The 17166-nt window shown below is 41.5% G+C and carries 13 protein-coding genes and 1 pseudogene; 3 read left to right on the top strand and 11 right to left on the bottom strand.

The window, feature by feature from the left end; translation table 11 throughout:
• Positions 1 to 15: 15 nt before the first annotated feature.
• On the top strand, positions 16 to 1635 hold the full coding sequence (glgP, locus tag UB51_RS07950; protein ID WP_044876853.1) for an alpha-glucan family phosphorylase: 1620 nt from the start codon (positions 16 to 18) through the stop codon (positions 1633 to 1635).
• A 166-nt stretch (positions 1636 to 1801) separates the two neighbouring features.
• Here glgP and UB51_RS07945 read toward each other — a convergent pair whose 3' ends face one another.
• The 4 genes from UB51_RS07945 to UB51_RS07930 form a co-directional block, all read right to left on the bottom strand.
• Positions 1802 to 3637: a UbiD family decarboxylase gene (locus tag UB51_RS07945; protein WP_044876852.1), complete on the bottom strand. Its 1836-nt coding sequence runs from the start codon at positions 3635 to 3637 to the stop codon at positions 1802 to 1804.
• Between the two features lie 333 nt (positions 3638 to 3970).
• Positions 3971 to 5695 carry an assimilatory sulfite reductase (NADPH) hemoprotein subunit gene (gene cysI, locus UB51_RS07940; RefSeq protein WP_044876851.1) on the bottom strand — a complete coding sequence of 575 codons (1725 nt, stop codon included), beginning with the start codon at positions 5693 to 5695 and terminating at the stop codon, positions 3971 to 3973.
• Between the two features lie 37 nt (positions 5696 to 5732).
• Positions 5733 to 7556, bottom strand: coding sequence for an assimilatory sulfite reductase (NADPH) flavoprotein subunit (locus tag UB51_RS07935; RefSeq protein ID WP_044876850.1), 1824 nt, complete (start codon positions 7554 to 7556; stop codon positions 5733 to 5735).
• A gap of 347 nt (positions 7557 to 7903) precedes the next feature.
• Positions 7904 to 8452: an NADPH-dependent FMN reductase gene (locus UB51_RS07930; protein WP_044876849.1), complete on the bottom strand. Its 549-nt coding sequence runs from the start codon at positions 8450 to 8452 to the stop codon at positions 7904 to 7906.
• 193 nt (positions 8453 to 8645) lie between these two features.
• Between UB51_RS07930 and UB51_RS28465 the strand changes: the two genes are divergently transcribed.
• A complete protein-coding gene (locus UB51_RS28465; RefSeq protein WP_199924993.1) occupies positions 8646 to 8813 on the top strand; it encodes a hypothetical protein in 168 nt (55 codons plus the stop codon).
• Between the two features lie 124 nt (positions 8814 to 8937).
• Here the strand turns inward: UB51_RS28465 and UB51_RS07925 are convergent, their stop codons facing one another.
• From UB51_RS07925 to UB51_RS07895, 7 genes and pseudogenes are all read right to left on the bottom strand, one after another.
• Complete coding sequence (locus tag UB51_RS07925; protein WP_044876848.1) at positions 8938 to 10218, bottom strand: cell wall-binding repeat-containing protein; 1281 nt, start codon at positions 10216 to 10218, stop codon at positions 8938 to 8940.
• Positions 10219 to 10353: 135 nt separating this feature from the next.
• On the bottom strand, positions 10354 to 11427 hold the full coding sequence (locus UB51_RS07920; RefSeq protein WP_044876847.1) for a sensor histidine kinase: 1074 nt from the start codon (positions 11425 to 11427) through the stop codon (positions 10354 to 10356).
• Positions 11424 to 12116: a response regulator transcription factor gene (locus UB51_RS07915; RefSeq protein WP_044876846.1), complete on the bottom strand. Its 693-nt coding sequence runs from the start codon at positions 12114 to 12116 to the stop codon at positions 11424 to 11426. The genes UB51_RS07920 and UB51_RS07915 overlap by 4 nt, the downstream gene beginning before the upstream one ends.
• Before the next feature lie 203 nt (positions 12117 to 12319).
• Positions 12320 to 12589, bottom strand: a pseudogene (locus UB51_RS07910) (arsenate reductase/protein-tyrosine-phosphatase family protein); the annotation flags it as partial.
• Positions 12583 to 13878, bottom strand: coding sequence for an arsenic transporter (locus UB51_RS07905; protein ID WP_044876845.1), 1296 nt, complete (start codon positions 13876 to 13878; stop codon positions 12583 to 12585). The gene UB51_RS07905 and the pseudogene UB51_RS07910, both read right to left, overlap by 7 nt.
• A gap of 33 nt (positions 13879 to 13911) precedes the next feature.
• Positions 13912 to 14238 carry an ArsR/SmtB family transcription factor gene (locus UB51_RS07900; protein ID WP_044876844.1) on the bottom strand — a complete coding sequence of 109 codons (327 nt, stop codon included), beginning with the start codon at positions 14236 to 14238 and terminating at the stop codon, positions 13912 to 13914.
• 182 nt (positions 14239 to 14420) lie between these two features.
• A complete protein-coding gene (locus UB51_RS07895; protein ID WP_044876843.1) occupies positions 14421 to 15566 on the bottom strand; it encodes a metallophosphoesterase in 1146 nt (381 codons plus the stop codon).
• Positions 15567 to 16338: 772 nt separating this feature from the next.
• Here UB51_RS07895 and UB51_RS07890 point away from each other — a divergent pair.
• Positions 16339 to 17115, top strand: coding sequence for a helix-turn-helix domain-containing protein (locus UB51_RS07890; RefSeq protein WP_044876842.1), 777 nt, complete (start codon positions 16339 to 16341; stop codon positions 17113 to 17115).
• The last annotated feature ends 51 nt before the right edge of the window (positions 17116 to 17166 follow it).

The following is a 17166-nucleotide window of genomic DNA, read 5'->3' as shown; positions in this document are numbered from 1 at the left end:
TAGGAGGCTTGTCCATTGAGTGAGAAAAAATTGCCAACCGTAGCTTACTTTAGCATGGAGTATGGACTTCATTCGGATTTCAAAATGTATGCAGGTGGTCTAGGCATTCTTGCCGGAGATTATATCAAGGGAGCAAAAGACATCAACATGCCTATTGTAGCAATCGGGCTGAAATGGAAACAAGGCTATACAGATCAAAGAATTGATGCAGAGGGAAAACCTTACGACACTTACCATAACTACGTTTACGATTTTCTTGAGGATACTGGTGTTAAAGTAACGGTTAAAGTTAGAAATAGCGATGTGGTGTGCAAAGTATGGAAAACAGAGCATTTTGGCAATACCCCACTCTATTTGCTTGATACAGATATACCTGAGAACAACGATGCTTGGATTACCGGTCAGCTATACGGTTGGTTTGGTGAAGAACGAATTGCGCAAGAAATCGTAATCGGCATTGGTGGCGTCAAGGCGATGCGTGCGATGGAAATCCCGATAGACGTCTACCATTTCAATGAAGGGCATGCCGCTCTTGCGGCTACCGAACTAATCCGCGAAAAGATGTGTGCTGGTCATTCTTTCGAAGAGGCTTGGAGAGCGACCAAAGAAGAAGTCGTATTCACCACACATACACCAATCAAAGAAGGTAACGAAACTCATCCACTCGAACGTCTTGAGTATATGACGGCTTTCAATGGCTTGACCCGTGACCAGATGGAGCGTATAGGTGGCAATCCATTCAATATGACCGTAGCTGGGTTACGTCTTTCACGTATCTCTAATGGCGTAGCTCAACTGCATGCCGATACCTCCAACAAAATGTGGAAGGAGGTTGCTGGTAGGTCTCCTATTATCGGCATCACGAATGCCATCCATACACCTACTTGGGTCGATGAGCGTATCACTCGTACCTTCGAGAATGACGGTGATCTGTGGATGACACATATGGAAATGAAGCAAGAGTTGATTGATTTCATTAAAGAACGCTCTGGTATCCAGTTAAACGTAGATAATCTACTCATCGGCTTCTCCCGTAGAGCGGCGCCCTATAAACGAAGTGATCTCATTTTCTCAACTCCTGAAATTATTGAACCCTATCTGGAATCTGGGAAAGTTCAGATCGTCTTCTCAGGTAAAGCCCATCCTTTAGACGATGTTGGTAAGAAAATAGTTAGCAACCTGGTAGCTATGATGAAGAAATATCCGAAGAGCGTCGTGTTCTTAGAAAATTACGATATGACCATTGGAGCCATGCTTACCCGAGGCTCAGATATCTGGCTTAACAATCCACGTAGACCGCTTGAAGCCAGCGGAACCTCAGGGATGAAAGCAGCGATGAACGGCGTACTCAACTGCTCTATTCTGGACGGATGGTGGCCAGAGGCCTGTCTCGATGGTGAGAATGGTTGGCAGATCGGGGATGGCTACGAGACAACCGATTTCGAGGAATTAGACCGCCATGATACGGCAGCTTTGTACAATACGTTACTTACCAAAGTGCTACCAACGTACTATGAAAACCGTCCAAAGTGGGTCTCCATGATGAAGAAGAGTATTGAGACGACCCGCGAGGAGTTCGCAACCAAGCGTATGCTTGAACAATATTTTAACGAGATGTATATTAAAGCTAAATAGATAGAATGAACTAAAGACGAACCCTCATATTGATGATCTTTACTAGAATCTATAGAGTTTGGAGAGTGTAAACTTTAGTTCAATCTATATAAATAACAACACTCAACACCAAAAAGCCGATCAAACTCATCCTTGAGATTGTCGGCTTTTTTTCAAATCTGTTCATTTACCCTAACTTTATTTCACCCAGGCTAGCCCCTTTGGCAAATAATCGTTCGATGTTCTTCTCTACCGTTGGATCGGGTATTAATGGCGGTGCTTGATGTGGCTTACTACGTGCATCAATAATCACATTATCACAAGCCCAATGCTTGTTCTCGTAATTACCATTCACTCCATAAATGTCATGTGAAGGATTGCTGCGCGTGAATGTAGCCCATAAGAAATTCTGGATTGTTGCACTCATGAATGAGCTATCGTCACTCAGAATGATCATCGGACAAGATGGGATAGGTCCTTTGGATTGAATAGCATTGCTTAACCCTTGTAGTTCCTGTTGTGCTTGTGCATAATCAATAAATGCAGGTCCTTGGATGACCACAATACCTGGCATTATGAGTTGTGCATGTTCAAAGCCTCGAATGTCTTTCAATTCGTCAGGTACCTCTTTGCATAAATCCCTCTTCTTATCTCCATAAGCGGCGAAGACAACTTTGCTACCACTATTTAATCCTGTGCCTGAATAATCTAGCGTATCGATGGTCGTATTTGTATAAAAATGAATGTCGCGATGTAGATCAATACGTTCTAATATATATCTCAAAAAATCCACTTCATGATGCGTATCTATGGGTTGATTCTCTTCAGCCGTTATAAATAAATACTTCGCCAAGCTCAGTTGTCCTGTTCCTAAAATACGATTGGCTATCGTGAGCAGCTCGGCCGGTTGTTTGACTTGCTGATAGGGTGTGTAACGTTCACTACCAATCGCAAAAAGTAACGGATGTACACCCGCAGCATCAACAGCATGAACTTCCTTGACACCAGGAATTTCATGTTTGATCGCATCCCCTGTTAACTCATGAATGAGTTCTCCGAATGCGGTATCTTCCTGCGGCGGACGACCCACAACGGTAAACGGCCATATCGCATTTGGCTTGGCATACACTTTATGTACTTTCATTAATGGAAAAGGATGAGTGAGACTATAATAGCCCAAATGATCACCAAAAGGTCCCTCTGGTTTCGTCTCCCCATGGTGAATTTCGCCAGTTATCACAAAATCAGCATCATTACTAATACAGAAGCCATCGACATAGCTGTAGCGAAAATTACGTCCTGCAAGCAAGCCGGCAACCGTCATCTCGCTCAGACCTTCTGGTAAGGGCATGATAGCTGACAACGTGTGCGCTGGTGGCCCCCCTACAAAACAACTCACTTTTAGAGGGACTCCTAGTTTGTTCGCCTTGTCCTGATGTACTCCGATACCACGGTGAATCTGATAGTGCAAACCAATCTCTTTATTCATCTCATATTCATTGCCACTCAGTTGAACACGGTACATACCCAGATTGGAATTCATAATTCCTGGTTTTGCTGGGTCTTCAGTATACACTTGGGGCAAGGTGATAAAAGCCCCACCATCCATAGGCCAGTGCTGAATCAGCGGAAGGTCTGCTATTTGGATTTCCTGTGCAGTAACCGGAAGGCTACCAAACTTTTTCAACGGGAGAGCTTTCAAAGCTGCCAACCCGTTTCCAATATTGTGAAATGGTTGTTTTAACGCTTTCATGGGATCGTCCCGCAGAGCCATTACATTCTGTACCGATGCCCAGGTATCTCGGAAGATAAACTTACTACGCTCGATTTTTCCGAAAATGTTAGATACCGCACGAAACTTTGAACCCTTTACATTCTCAAATAACAACGCTGGACCGCCAGCCTCATAAACTTTCATGTGAATTGCAGCCATTTCAAGGTAGGGATCGACTTCTTCTTTAATGCGGACTAAATGTCCATTCTTTTCTAAATCGATGATACATTCTTCTAAATTGCGATACATAATTATTTAGCTCCATTCTTTTGTCATTGAGATTATGCAGTTCCAATTATTCTAAATGGTGTAGTGTTCGATTATTTTAACCTGTGATAGTGCTTCTTATCTGGATAAGTTATATAACTTGGAGTCTACTCTAAGTCAACATTTTTGTCTACGGATGAGCCTTTAACTCATTCACTTATTTACAGGCTCAACACCAAAATCAGTGCTTGAGCAGTATGTTCAAAAAAACCGAAGTGCCACCTATGATTCATAGGATGTGACACTTCGGTTTTTTTGAGCCTATTTCTAAAGAAAGCTATTGAGACTGGTTGATCCAGTATGGAAGACACGGGTCTACGAATGAAAGTCCTGTCCCGAAAGGACTTCTTTGACATAGCCGGCACGAATAACAAAATCACCGAAATGTTCGCCTTCCTGACGTTCTTTCGCATATTGACTAATAATCGGATTCAATGACGCAAGAATCTCCGTCTCACCGATGTTTTCTTTGTACAGCTTATTTAGACGATTTCCAGTAAATCCGCCGCCCAAATACATGTTGTATTTTCCGGGAGCCTTACCAATGAACGCAATCTCCGCCAACATCGGTCGAGCACATCCATTTGGGCAACCGGTCATACGGATGACGATTTCCTTCTCACGCAGACCGGATTCCACAAGCATAGGCTCGATTTTGTCCATCAGCGTAGGTAGGTAGCGCTCCGATTCGGCCATTGCGAGTCCACAGGTTGGAAAAGATACGCAGGCCATCGAGTTTCTCCGCAATGCAGAATGGTGGATCCCATCCGTGAGTCCATATTCTTTGATCATTCTCTCGATCTTTTTCTTTTTCTGTGTACTTATGTTGGCGATAATCAGATTCTGGTTCGCAGTTAGTCGGAAATCTCCTGTATGCACTTTGGCAATTTCCCGAAGTCCCGTCATCAGAAGATAGTCATCCTCGTCTTTGATCCGGCCGCTCTGAATAAACATCGTGAAATGCCATTTCCCATTACTGCCCTTCACCCAGCCATATCGATCCCCGTTATGGTCAAAATGGTAAGGACGTGCTTCCTCAAGACTCCAACCCAGACGATTCGTAAGTTCATTGATGAACCAATCTAAGCCGCGGTCATCGATGGTGTACTTAAACCGAGCGTGCTTCCGCACCGCACGATCACCGTAATCCCGTTGGATTGTGACCGTCTTCTCTGCTACGTCGATCATCTGTTCCGGTGTGCAGAACCCAATTATTTTATTTACTTGGGGATACGTCTTAGGATCACCGTGTGCCATCCCCATCCCACCACCTACCGCGACGTTGAATCCGATCAGGCGTCCCTCTTCGACAATAGCAATTAGACCCAGATCCTGGGAGAACACGTCAACATCATTAGATGGAGGGACAGCGATACCAATCTTAAACTTACGAGGTAGATAAACAGCACCATAGATCGGTTCTATTTCCACATCATGAGCCTGACTGTCCACCACTTTCTCACCATCAAGCCAGATCTCGTGATAGGCTCTAGTTCGTGGATTAAGATGATCACTAACCTTAGCAGCCCACTCATACACTTGTGCATGAACCTCGGATTGGTATGGATTCGGGTTACACATCACGTTACGGTTCACATCTCCGCAAGCTGCCAATGTGCTTAACAACGCATCATTAACTTCACGGATCGTATTCTTCAGGTTCCACTTGAGTACACCATGTAGTTGAAAGGACTGACGGGTCGTCAGCCGAATGGTTCCATTGGCATATTGTTGTGCAACACTGTCCATCATGAGCCACTGCTCCGGCGTGACAACGCCACCAGCCGCACGCACTCGGAGCATGAACTGATAAGCGGGTTCGAGCTTCTGCTTCAGCCGCTCATTGCGCAAATCCCGATCGTCCTGCATGTAACTACCATGATGTTTCATCAATCGATTATCGTCTTCGGGTATAGATCCCGTGATAGGGTCTTGTAATGTCTCGGTAAGACTTCCCCGCAAGTATTGACTCCTGCGCTTGATTTCTTCTACATCGCTGTGCGGAGCACTATGCGACGACATCAAATTATTATCTGACATATAAGGTTTCTCCTCTCGCAATCTATGGAATATCTATTTAGTAAACATCCCGTTGATAACGTTTCTGCTGTTGCATATCTGTTAAATACTCCGCTGCTTTCTCTGGACTGAGACCGCCCTCTTGTTCGAGGATCGTTAATAATGCCGCGTTCACATCATGTGCCATCTTCTTCTCATCACCACAGACATATATGCATGCACCGTCCTGCAGCCATTGATAGAGCTCTTGACTCTTCTCAAGCATCCGGTGTTGTACGTATACTTTCTTGTCTGTATCTCGTGAGAATGCAACATCCATTCGTGTCAGCACGCCATCCTTGAGCCAGCGCTGCCATTCTGTCTGATAAAGAAAGTCTGTTGAGAAATGCTGGTCACCGTAGAACAACCAAGTTTTCCCTTCAGATCCCGTCTCCTCCTTCTCTCCTAAGAAAGCTCTAAACGGTGCAACACCTGTGCCAGGTCCAATCATGATGATTGGTGTATTTGGGCTCTCAGCAAGCTTGAAATTCGGATTGTGCTGTATAAAAACCGGTAGAGTATCACCTGACTGTATTCGTTCTGATAGTTGCGTGGAACAGACGCCATAACGTTCGCGCCCTTGTGCCTCATAACGAATGGTTCGAACCGTAACATGTACCTCATCCGGAAATGATTTGGAACTGCTAGCAATCGAGTACAACCGTGCAGGCAATTTCCTAAGGATTGAAACGAAATCTCCGGCAGAGATTCCCTTCAGCGAGTAGTCCTGCACCAAATCTAATAGATCCCGCTCACCTAGATAATGTCGAAGCTCTGCTTCGTTCCCAGCCCCTATTAACACTGCTAGTTCATTGCTCGAAGTAAGATTAGCCACTTGTGTAAGCAGCGGTTTCGTAAGCACTGTGATCTCATAATGACGATGTAATGCTTCGCGTAATTTCCGCTCTTCACCATTCTTATTAATCGCTACAAACTCCTCTGCATTCCAGCCCATGGCTTCGATCAACTCGTCTACATAACGAGGATGATTCTCCGGAAAGATGCCCAAGCTATCTCCCGGTTCATACTGAAGATTTGATCCCTCCAGTGATATCTCAAGGTGACGTGTTTCACGGTCTGACCCACGGCCATTCAGATTCAAGTTCTCTAGAACTTCAGCCTGAAAGGGATTCGTTCTTGAGTATTCTGATTCCGTCTCCATCGGGGAGGTTCCACTGACGCCACTGACGCTAGATGAGTTTACCGATGTCTTACTTAAGGAACTGATGACTTGATTCATCCATTCCGCCGCCGATTCGTCAAAATCCACGTCACAATCGACACGTGGAATTATCCGCTTCCCGCCTAGCTCTTCTAGGCGCTTATCGAAATCCTTACCCGTTTGGCAAAAAAACTCATAAGAAGTGTCCCCCAGTGCGAGTACAGAAAACGATAAGCCCTCTAATTGAGGCGCTCTCTTGCTATGAAGGAACTCATAGAAAGGAATAGCGTTGTCCGGTGCATCTCCTTCACCGTGAGTACTAACCAGAATAAGTAAGTTTTGTACCTTCTTTAAGCCGTTCGTTTTGAAATCGCCCATCGAGGAAAGTGTGACCTGAAAGTCACGATCCTTCAGTTTCTTGGACACCTTCTGTGCCAATCCATTACAGTTGCCAGTCTGTGATCCGAAGAGGATTGTCACCTCTTTGGAAATTACTGGTATATTTGATGCCGAAGGCGCTACTGGTGTTAAGTCGGATGCCACCGCTCCTGTCGTTCCCTGAAGAGCCGTTAAATACCCGCTCAACCAGAGTTGTTGTCCATCTGTTAGCGTTGGCAAAAGACGATTGAGCAGTTCCACTTGCTCCTGATTAAAAGGACTATTTATTACTTGGAGTTCCAACAGTTTCCACCTCACGTAGGATGCAATGTATTAATTCTCAGTAATACGATCAAATTAATTTTATTCTCTCTTGAAACTAACACAGCAGCTAGAAGGGGTCAATTAGAATGTTCTTATAGGATCTATCAGTTATATTGATAAAAAGCGACAAAGCCTAAAATTGAACATAAATCAGGCTAACGTATGGATAGAAATGCGGTTAACTTACTACCATCTAGCAAAAAGAAACGGCTTCGCCGTCCTTGAAGGGACGGCGAAGCCGTTTAAGAATTACAACAGCAGACTGTTGTCTTGTACAATGACGATTATGTAAAGTCGTTCATGGATGATTTTCAAAAGTCACTTGTTTACTTATTTGTACAAGCTTGCCCGAGCGTCCGGATCACAGTTAATAACTCCTGCTTTGTTTCAGGGTCCGTAATAATACCTTCTTTATTCAGTTTCAAAGTGATGTGCGGTATCATCATCGTCCCCCCTTCTACAATCTCAGCGCTAATCATTTTAAGCGTAAGCAGAAGTGAATCATGTGCTTTATCACCCCCCATAGGAGTTGGTGAAGCGCTAACTACCGCTGTAGGTTTATTCACAAACTCACCTGAGGACACAATCCAGTCAAGGGCATTTTTCAGAACGCCAGGCACACCGTTCCCATACTCGGGTGTACATATAAGAACACCATTCGCCTCTTTAAGTTGTTTTCTCAGCCCTGCTACCGGAGCTGGTCCAACGTCGATATCGATGTCGGGGTTAAAATGCGGAAGGTCGCCTAATCCGCCATAAGTAATGAATTCCATGTTAGCCGGAGCTAATGCAATCATCGCGTTCATTAATGCCGTATTGGAGGAATTGTGACGCAGGCTCCCCGATATCGCCAAAACTTTAATGGTTTGTACCATTTAATATCCTCCCAATCATATGTGTATTAAAATAATTGTTGAACAGGAACTCGGTGTTTCCGTGATAAGAATAGTTTACATGTTAGACGATGTTCACACGTATTACAAGAGAATCTCAAGGTGCTTCTGGATAAAATATTCACCTTTCTGGAAAACTATAAAATGTTGTTCCTTACGAAAGGAGGTGTCTATTATGAGCAGCTCAAATAATAATGAACCGACTAAAGCAGAAGTACAAGCAACAAAGCTAAACAAACTGCCTATTCCAGGTAAATTCGAACCTGAATTTTCCGCAGAAGAAGCCGCAGAGGTGTTTGAAGAACATACCTCCGCTAAGAACCAATCACAGAAGCAACAATAAACAAAGATCGGCTTCACAAAGATCCTATTCAATCGGGAATGTGAGGCCGATCTTTGATCATCTATTATGACTATGCAGATATCAACCTAAAAAACCGATCCTGTGAAGGAATCGGCCTTTATAGTTAATGTCCCCCATGTCCCATTCCATCTTCTGAAACAATTTCTAGTTGTTCGTCAATAATTCCTTGTGTTTTAAAAGGAATGTTGTTGAGATTACCTAATAAGAACGCATGATTATATGGCCCAACCGTTGGATTATCTTTAAACATTGGTTTAATAGTAGCAAAGAAATCATAATGTTCCTGCGTAAGTTCGCCATCCGTCCAAATCATCGGAGCGTGTTTTCCTAAATGAGCAAATGGGGCTCCAGCTAGTGCAAGGTCAGGTGTTGATAAAGAAATTATGGATATTCCGTGACCCGAGTCTTGTAATCCCCATCCGAATTTTGCTTCTTCATCTCTAAATTTAGCAAACTCTATAGAATTAGAAACAGGTGTTTCGCCACTTATTCTCGTTACTTTCCCGTACTCACTAAGAGCTTTCTCGGTTTCTTTTGAAACGATAGATTCAGGTCCTAATACATAGATATTTGCTTTGTTTTTTCTTTCTTTTAATGCCTGTTTTGTAGCCTCTGGAATTTCTTCCTTCTTTACATAAAGAATCGGTTCAGGCATATGTGCAATCCAATGAATAGCTGGCGTTGTGTAAAGTCTTGCATCATCTTCGAGTGAACCAACGATAACACTTATCGGATAACTGCCAGTCAACTTCGCATATGTTTCATCAATATCTTTTGCAAAAGTTGCAGCATCTGAGCCCTTCACTTGTTCAACTTTATAATCTTTTAGTGAAGCTAGAACAGTATCATCCACATCACCCATCACCATGATTTGAACACCATTCATATTTCCTGTCGGATTCAATCTTTTTATTTCATTCATGCTTATTTCAGGAATTCCATCTTTGTTCATAAAAAGAATGGGTCCATTATTTGGGTGATGAATTAAGTCAGCACTAGCTAAAGTGATAGCCCAGTTGTCTACAGGAGCTAAGATGACAGCACCCGGTTGGCTTTCCTTATGTGTTGATGCCCAAACGGTCTGTGACACCATCACTGCCATTGCGATTGGGTCATCTGTATCCAGTCTTGTTACATTCTTGGTATTGGAGACCATTAAGTTTGATGCGGCATTGTCGTTAAATTCACTTGGTGGAGTGGCTACCATTTTGTCCTGACTGGCGTTCCCCTTTGAACTTTCATCCGTATTTTGTTCCATATTCTCGTGGTCCATATTCTCGTGATTCATTTCTTCCTTAGGCTCGTTATTATTATTACTGCAAGCCGATAAAGCAAAAGCCAAAACTAACATATTCATGATGGTTCTGATTCTAAAAAATTGCATGCTCTTACCTCCATAACTAATAAAGTTCATCATATAGCCTTAATTTACCTCAACAATATGAAGAACTTGTGAAGAAAGTCATTTTCATAAGTTGAATTAGCTAAACAAGGAGGATAAGCGAGGCTTTTCTTACTATCATGTCTTTGGCAATTGCACAAATACCGTTGTACCTTCATTTTCTTTACTGTCTATCCACACCTGTTCTTTATGTGCTTCCACCAAACGTTTAACAATGGCTAGACCAATTCCACTTCCCCCTGAACTACGACTCCTAGAAGGGTCTTCACGATATAACCTATCAAACACTTTCAACAAGTTTTCTTCTTTCATACCTACGCCATTATCTTTAACTAATACAAGCAATACTTGGTCTCTTGTCTTAAAAGAAACCGATACTTTCCCACCACTATTCGTATATTTCAACGAATTGGTTAAGAGGTTAATAAGAACTTGTACCATTCTTTCCTGATCCATATAGAGGATGGTATGTTCAATATCACTTATTTCCAGTTTAATATTTTTTTGAATAAATGCTTCTTTAACGGAATCAACACTTTGAGTAACGACATCTTTAAAATCTCCGTTTTTCAACCTGATTTTGAAATCTGGAGACTCCAAATTATTTAACTGCTCTAAATCACTAATTAAATGAATAAGTCTGTTGATTTCTTCCGTACAAGAATTTAATCGTGAAGGCGTGGGTTCCCATATACCATCTTCAAATGCTTCCATATGACTTTTCAATGTTGCCAAAGGTGTTCGAAGCTCATGTGCAATGTCAGCGCTCATATTTCTACGCACAACTTCCTGTTGCTGTAGTTGATGAGCTAAATGATTGAATGATGTAGCTAGTTCACTTATTTCATCATTGCCATCCACATGTATTCGAGCGTCCCATTTTCCTTTTGACATCCGTTCAGCAACTTGTCTCATTTGTATTAAGGGTTGGGAGATTTTTTTGGCTACAAAATAACTAACGATAAATACGAACATTATCGCACCTAAAGCTGTCCACAATATAGATTCCAGCATAGCTCTTTCTAGATGATAATTAATGACATTCATCTTATTAGTGATTGAAGACTCACTTTGGAACATTTGAAAATGGTAATGAATTTCTAACATGATGACAATGCTAGCTATAACAAGAACAGTAGAAGCTATAATAATAAAACTAGTAGCAAGGCGAGCATGTAATCCTTTAATCATTTTTTTCCTCCCCCAAACTTATAACCTACCCCATATACAGTGGTGATATAAGTTGGTTCCTTGGGAGTTTTTTCGATTTTTTGGCGTAAATTCTTAATATGTTGGTCAATGGTCCTTGAATCTCCTTCAAAATCAAAACCAATAACTTTCTCAACCAATTCTTCTCTAGTAAATGATCTTCCTGGATGCTTCGCTAACACCACAAGTAATTTGAATTCGATTGGAGTTACATTTATCGCTTCATCTTCAAATCTAACCACTTGTTGAACATTATCAATGATCAATTCCCCGTTATTATATGAAATATAATCTGCTAGGAGTTGTCCCTCATTTGCTCGTCTAAGAATAGTCTTCACACGCACTACCAATTCTCTTGGGCTAAATGGTTTGATCATATAATCATCTGCACCTATGGATAGCCCATAGATCATATCCTTCTCCATAACTTTTGCAGTTAACATTAATATAGGTGTGGAATGCTCTTGCCTTAATACTTGGCAAACTTCTTCACCTGAAATGTCTGGTAACATTAAATCTAAAATAATAAAATCTATAGTTCCACGATTGACCAATTCTATGGCTTCCTTACCTGTTTGTGCTTCAACAATCTCATATCCTTCTTTCAGAAGATAAGAAGATATTACATCCCTTATCTTTTTTTCATCATCTACAACAAGGATTCTTCTCATTTTTTTATTTCCTCTTTTCATCTTCTATGACAAATCATTAAAGATTCACAATATAAGGGACTTTAATGAATGATTCTAAATACTAACTTTATCAGAAAACAGCCTTTTTGTATTAATTCATAGATCTAGAAAAAAAAGGGGTAGACCTCCTTAACATACAAGAAACCACTTCGACGAGAAGTGGTTTCTTGTATGTTAAGTTATTATTCACCAGTTTCAGCAAACAATTGAATTCTTTCTCCAACCTGATCACGCACTCGTTGGAATACAGACCACTTCTCTTCGACCGTCCCCTGTGCTTTCGCAGGGTCATCAAATCCCCAGTGTTCGCGTCTCACTTGTGGAGGCGTTATTGGACATTTGTCGGCTGCATCCCCACATAACGTTATTACCAAATCAGCATGATTGAGCAATTGGGAATCAATGATATCGGAGGTCTGTCCGGATATATCAACGCCTACCTCATTTAAAGAATAATTAACCACAGGTAAAGACCTAAAAGTGTAATAAACAACGTTGGGATGGTTAATATAATTCCAGTTTTGAAGTACGTTCCCCAGGAAATCTTCACGCCTTTAGATGATAGGACATGGAGCCACAATAGCGTGGCTAGTGAACCAATCGGAGTAATCTTCGGACCCAGATCGGAACCGATGACGTTTGCGTAGATTAAAGCTTCCTTCATCACACCGGTTGTATTCGTAGCATCTATAGCCAGTGCATCAATCATCACCGTAGGCATGTTATTCATGATCGATGAAATGAACGCTGCGATAAAGCCCATGGACATCGTTGCTACAAATATCCCTTGGTCGGCAGCCGCCTGAATCGCATTGGATAACAGATCGGTCAGTCCTGCATTTCGTAATCCATATACCACAACGTACATCCCGATAGAAAAGAATACAATCGCCCACGGTGCGCCTTTAATAACTTCTGTGGTCACTATGTGCGGACTTCTTCTCGCCATAAGCAAGAATAGAATCGCAATGATTCCTGCTACAACCGATACTGGAATATGCATGAACTCGCTAATAAAGTACCCAATTAAGAGTACAGTCAGAACAATCCATGATAACTTGAACATTTTCTTGTCCTTGATTGCATCCACCGGACTTTTAAGCTGTGTAGCATCGAACGTTCTCGGAATACTTTTTCGGAAGAAGAAGTACAGTACGAAGATACTAGCAACCAATGAAAAGAGTGTCGGTACAATCATACGGCCGGCGTATTCCATAAATGTAATGCCAAAGAAATCCGCAGATACAATATTCACTAAGTTACTGACCACTAGGGGTAGCGAAGTTGTATCCGCAATAAATCCACTTGCAATAATGAACGGGAATACTTTTTTCTCATCAAAATTCAGTGCTCGTACCATAGCTAGTACAATCGGTGTCAATATTAAGGCTGCCCCATCATTTGCGAAAAATGCGGCAACGATTGCTCCAAGAATAGTAACATAGACGAACATCCGAATCCCATGACCTCTAGCAGCTCTGGCCATATGTAAAGCAGCCCATTCGAAAAATCCGATTTTGTCTAGGATTAGAGAAATCAGAATGATAGCGACAAAAGCTAGAGTTGCATTCCACACAATTAAGGTGACATCCACAACATCGCTGAAGCTCACTACCCCTAAGAGTAATGCAAGTATAGCTCCGCCACAGGCGGACCATCCAATGGATAAGTTTCTAGGCTGCCAGATTACAAAAACTAATGTTGTTACAAATATGATAATGGCTAATATGACTGAACCCACGACCTAAACCTCCAATTGTGCGAATCACTTTAGTTACTCACAAACAGCGTTAATCTGTTCTTTGTTCAGACTAGAAAGTATTGTCTTCGAATCAGGCATTTGATCAAGAACAGCTTGGATATAAGGTTTGTCTGCAATGTTTAATGAATAATATACCCATTGTCCGCGTTTATTCTCTTTCACTATGCCTTGTGCTTTCAACTTCCTCAGATGTTGGCTAATAGCAGGTTGTGAGATTTCAAAAATCGCCACAAATTCACATACACACCATTCCCGTTCTTTCAGAAGCGATAACATGGCGAGACGTGTTTTATCACCTAGAAGCTTCAAGTTGTCTGCCACATTCGAAAGTTCCTCCACAGTTACTCCTCCTTCCGTTTCGTATATAAGCATATGCTTATATATTATATCTACGTCAAGAAGTATGCAAGAAATAATAAGACTGAATCCAATACTTATATTCCACAATGGTTTTATGGAGAACATGATTTAGACATAGAAAGAACCTGATGTGTATCATCAGGTTCTTTCTATGTTCTCAGTTACCCTTCTAATTCCACATCTAACCGGATGATTTCAGAGCGGCTAGCAAGTCGAATTGGGGGTCCCCATGTGCCGAATCCAGAGGATACGACAACATGTAAATGTTGTTTAAGCATGTAACCCCAGTCCAACTCAAATAGTCGACCTGTAACCCAATGATTAGGTGCGAATTGTCCACGATGTGTGTGTCCACACAGTAGAATATCCGCACCAGCTTCAGCTGCTTGTTGGAATCCATAGGGCTGATGGTCCATGACAATGATCGGCTTCGATTTGTCTACATGATCAAGTAGCTCCTCTATACTTAAGCGTCCATTTGGATCCACACTTTCCGCAGTTCGATCTTTCCTGCCCGCGATAACCACATGATCATTATCAATACTAACCGTTTCATCGCGTAGAACACGGATACCAATGGCGCTCATTTCAGTGATGTATTGTTCAATATTTCCACCATAATACTCATGGTTACCTAATACCGCATAAACTCCGAAAGTTGCATGTAACTGTTTCAGACTATCTGCCATCTTATTGCGCATAAATGGCTCAATCGAATCATCAATAATATCTCCTGGTAGAAGAATCAGGTCAGGTTCCATTTGATTCATTCCTTTAATGAGACGTTTGAGATGGCGATTTCCCACAATATTACCCAAGTGAATATCTGATGCTACGGCAATGGTTAGCTTACGTTTACCACTACCTTGTTTAGAGATAGGTAGGCGGTAAGTCCGGAGGATAGGACTCCAAGCATTATACGATCCCCAGACAATGAGAATGACCAACAAGACCATCGTCGTCCATCCGACAACTGGAATATAGAAGGATTCAGAGTACCCTACTCTTTTCAACAACCATGCTGAGATATCTGCGAGCGGTAATATGATAATCAAAAATTCCATGATTGCTAAATAATATGAACCCATCACTTTAAATAAGCGACCTACAGCATTATTGTTACCCCACCGACCTAATAAATAAGAGAAAACAAGAATGCAGAACACGAGAGAGAACCATACAGTGGACATTGTGGAGTTATAATGGGATAGGAATAAGTAGACGTTCCAACCAATATAAGCATTTAACCCTAGGAAGATAATTATGATAGCACCAAAACTCACAATCATTCGTGATACTCGTTTCATATGTAATTACATTCTCCTTTTAAGATAATCGTTTTAATTATCTCTTGAAGTAAATAATAAAGATTAATGGCAGTCTATTCAACCCTATAGAGTTGAATAGACTGCCATTAGCTCTGCTAGTACAGCATCCCATGGAAAAACGTTTATTCGCCCATGATAACTTTTATCTTATTATTCTCCTCAATTTAACGATGCTGTCTTGAGTCCCTTCTTTCCCTTATCAAGCGCTACCGCTAATACGAACCTACTAATAAATCGTCTGAGGATGAACAGGCCTATGCTTTAAAACTGCTTAATAAAATGTTTTTAAATGCTGAACATTATCTTGAAAAAATGAAGCAATGATTGTTTCCATTTTATTATTAACTCCAAGACATCTATTGTTGATCGTGCATATAAGATTTTTCATATCACTTTGCACTCTACTGGTTAACCATTTGAAATATCTAATATGACACGTGGCTAAACCACCTGCAGGTAGTCTTTAACATTGATTACGATAGATTTATCTAACAGGCCTGTATTGAACGCGATTTCATTGTTCTCAAGAACGAGGGGTGTCCACTGCAATAGAAAATTCTTGATGAAATGAAAATGGAGGATCAGCTCCCTTCTACCTTCCCTTTTACTGTGAATATTGTCTTAGCATCAATCATTGTGATGTTAATTCCTTTTTAGTAATATAGAAATACGGCTAGAAACTCAGGGAGGCGAGTACCTTGTTATCGCAAACTGTGAATCATTACCACGATATAGATTCAGGTGAATACATATGAAAGACAATCATATCGCAGCTGCAGAACAAGCGATCCATTATATGAAGTGTCATCTGGATGAAGATATTACATCTGAACAGTTGGCTGCCCACGTTGGTTATAGCGCTTATCATTTTACTAGAGTATTTAAAAATGTAACCGGTATATCCCCTCGATATTATCTCTCTGCCTTACGAATCGAATCTGGGAAAATAGAACTGCTCAAAGCCCCGTCGCTACTTGTAAAGGTGTTGCTTGCTATTGGGTTCCGAAGTGCCGGTTCATTTAACACACGATTCAAGCAAACGGTGGGTGTTACACCGAAAAAATTTCGCAATCATTCGAAAGCATTATCCAATTATATGAATCAGTATGAGTTTCAAGAATTGGGGCTAATTACATGTGAGCTGAACTCAGTTCAGAAGATTTGCTGTCATATCGAGACTCCGGATTCGTTTCGTGGAATAATTTTCGTAGGTCTCTTTCCTCGACCTATACCAGACCAGAGGCCAATTGCTGGTACGGCATTGAATCGGAAGAATCGAACGTGTATCTTGACCAAAGTTCCAGAAGGAACATATTTTGTGCTAGCTGCGGGGATACCTTGGAGTCTGAACCCCAAAGATTACTTTGTGCTTGATCATTCCTTACGTGGCAAATACCCATCGCCCATTCATGTGACGGACAAGACAGAAATGAATATGACGATCCAATTAAGAGAGCCACTACCTTGTGATCCGCCAATTGTTGTTAACCTCCCCCTTTTATTATTCGAACAGAAAGGAAAAAAATAGCAAAGTAGAAGAATTTCCCACCTCTTTCTCCCTATATAATACAAGTTATGT

Origin of the sequence: Paenibacillus sp. IHBB 10380, from assembly GCF_000949425.1 — a bacterium.
In the GTDB taxonomy this organism is placed as follows: Bacteria; Bacillota; Bacilli; order Paenibacillales; family Paenibacillaceae; genus Paenibacillus_AQ.
The sequence above is the reverse complement of the archived record's forward strand: the minus strand, read 5'-3'. Positions and strand labels throughout refer to the sequence as shown.

Coding starts and splice junctions, on each gene's coding strand:
- UB51_RS07925 (WP_044876848.1), bottom strand. CDS start 10,218: ATGCAATTTTTTAGAATCAGAACCATCATGAATATGTTAGTTTTGGCT.
- UB51_RS07930 (WP_044876849.1), bottom strand. CDS start 8,452: ATGGTACAAACCATTAAAGTTTTGGCGATATCGGGGAGCCTGCGTCAC.
- UB51_RS07920 (WP_044876847.1), bottom strand. CDS start 11,427: ATGATTAAAGGATTACATGCTCGCCTTGCTACTAGTTTTATTATTATA.
- cysI (WP_044876851.1), bottom strand. CDS start 5,695: ATGTCAGATAATAATTTGATGTCGTCGCATAGTGCTCCGCACAGCGAT.
- UB51_RS07890 (WP_044876842.1), top strand. CDS start 16,339: ATGAAAGACAATCATATCGCAGCTGCAGAACAAGCGATCCATTATATG.
- UB51_RS07895 (WP_044876843.1), bottom strand. CDS start 15,566: ATGAAACGAGTATCACGAATGATTGTGAGTTTTGGTGCTATCATAATT.
- UB51_RS07945 (WP_044876852.1), bottom strand. CDS start 3,637: ATGTATCGCAATTTAGAAGAATGTATCATCGATTTAGAAAAGAATGGA.
- UB51_RS28465 (WP_199924993.1), top strand. CDS start 8,646: ATGAGCAGCTCAAATAATAATGAACCGACTAAAGCAGAAGTACAAGCA.
- UB51_RS07915 (WP_044876846.1), bottom strand. CDS start 12,116: ATGAGAAGAATCCTTGTTGTAGATGATGAAAAAAAGATAAGGGATGTA.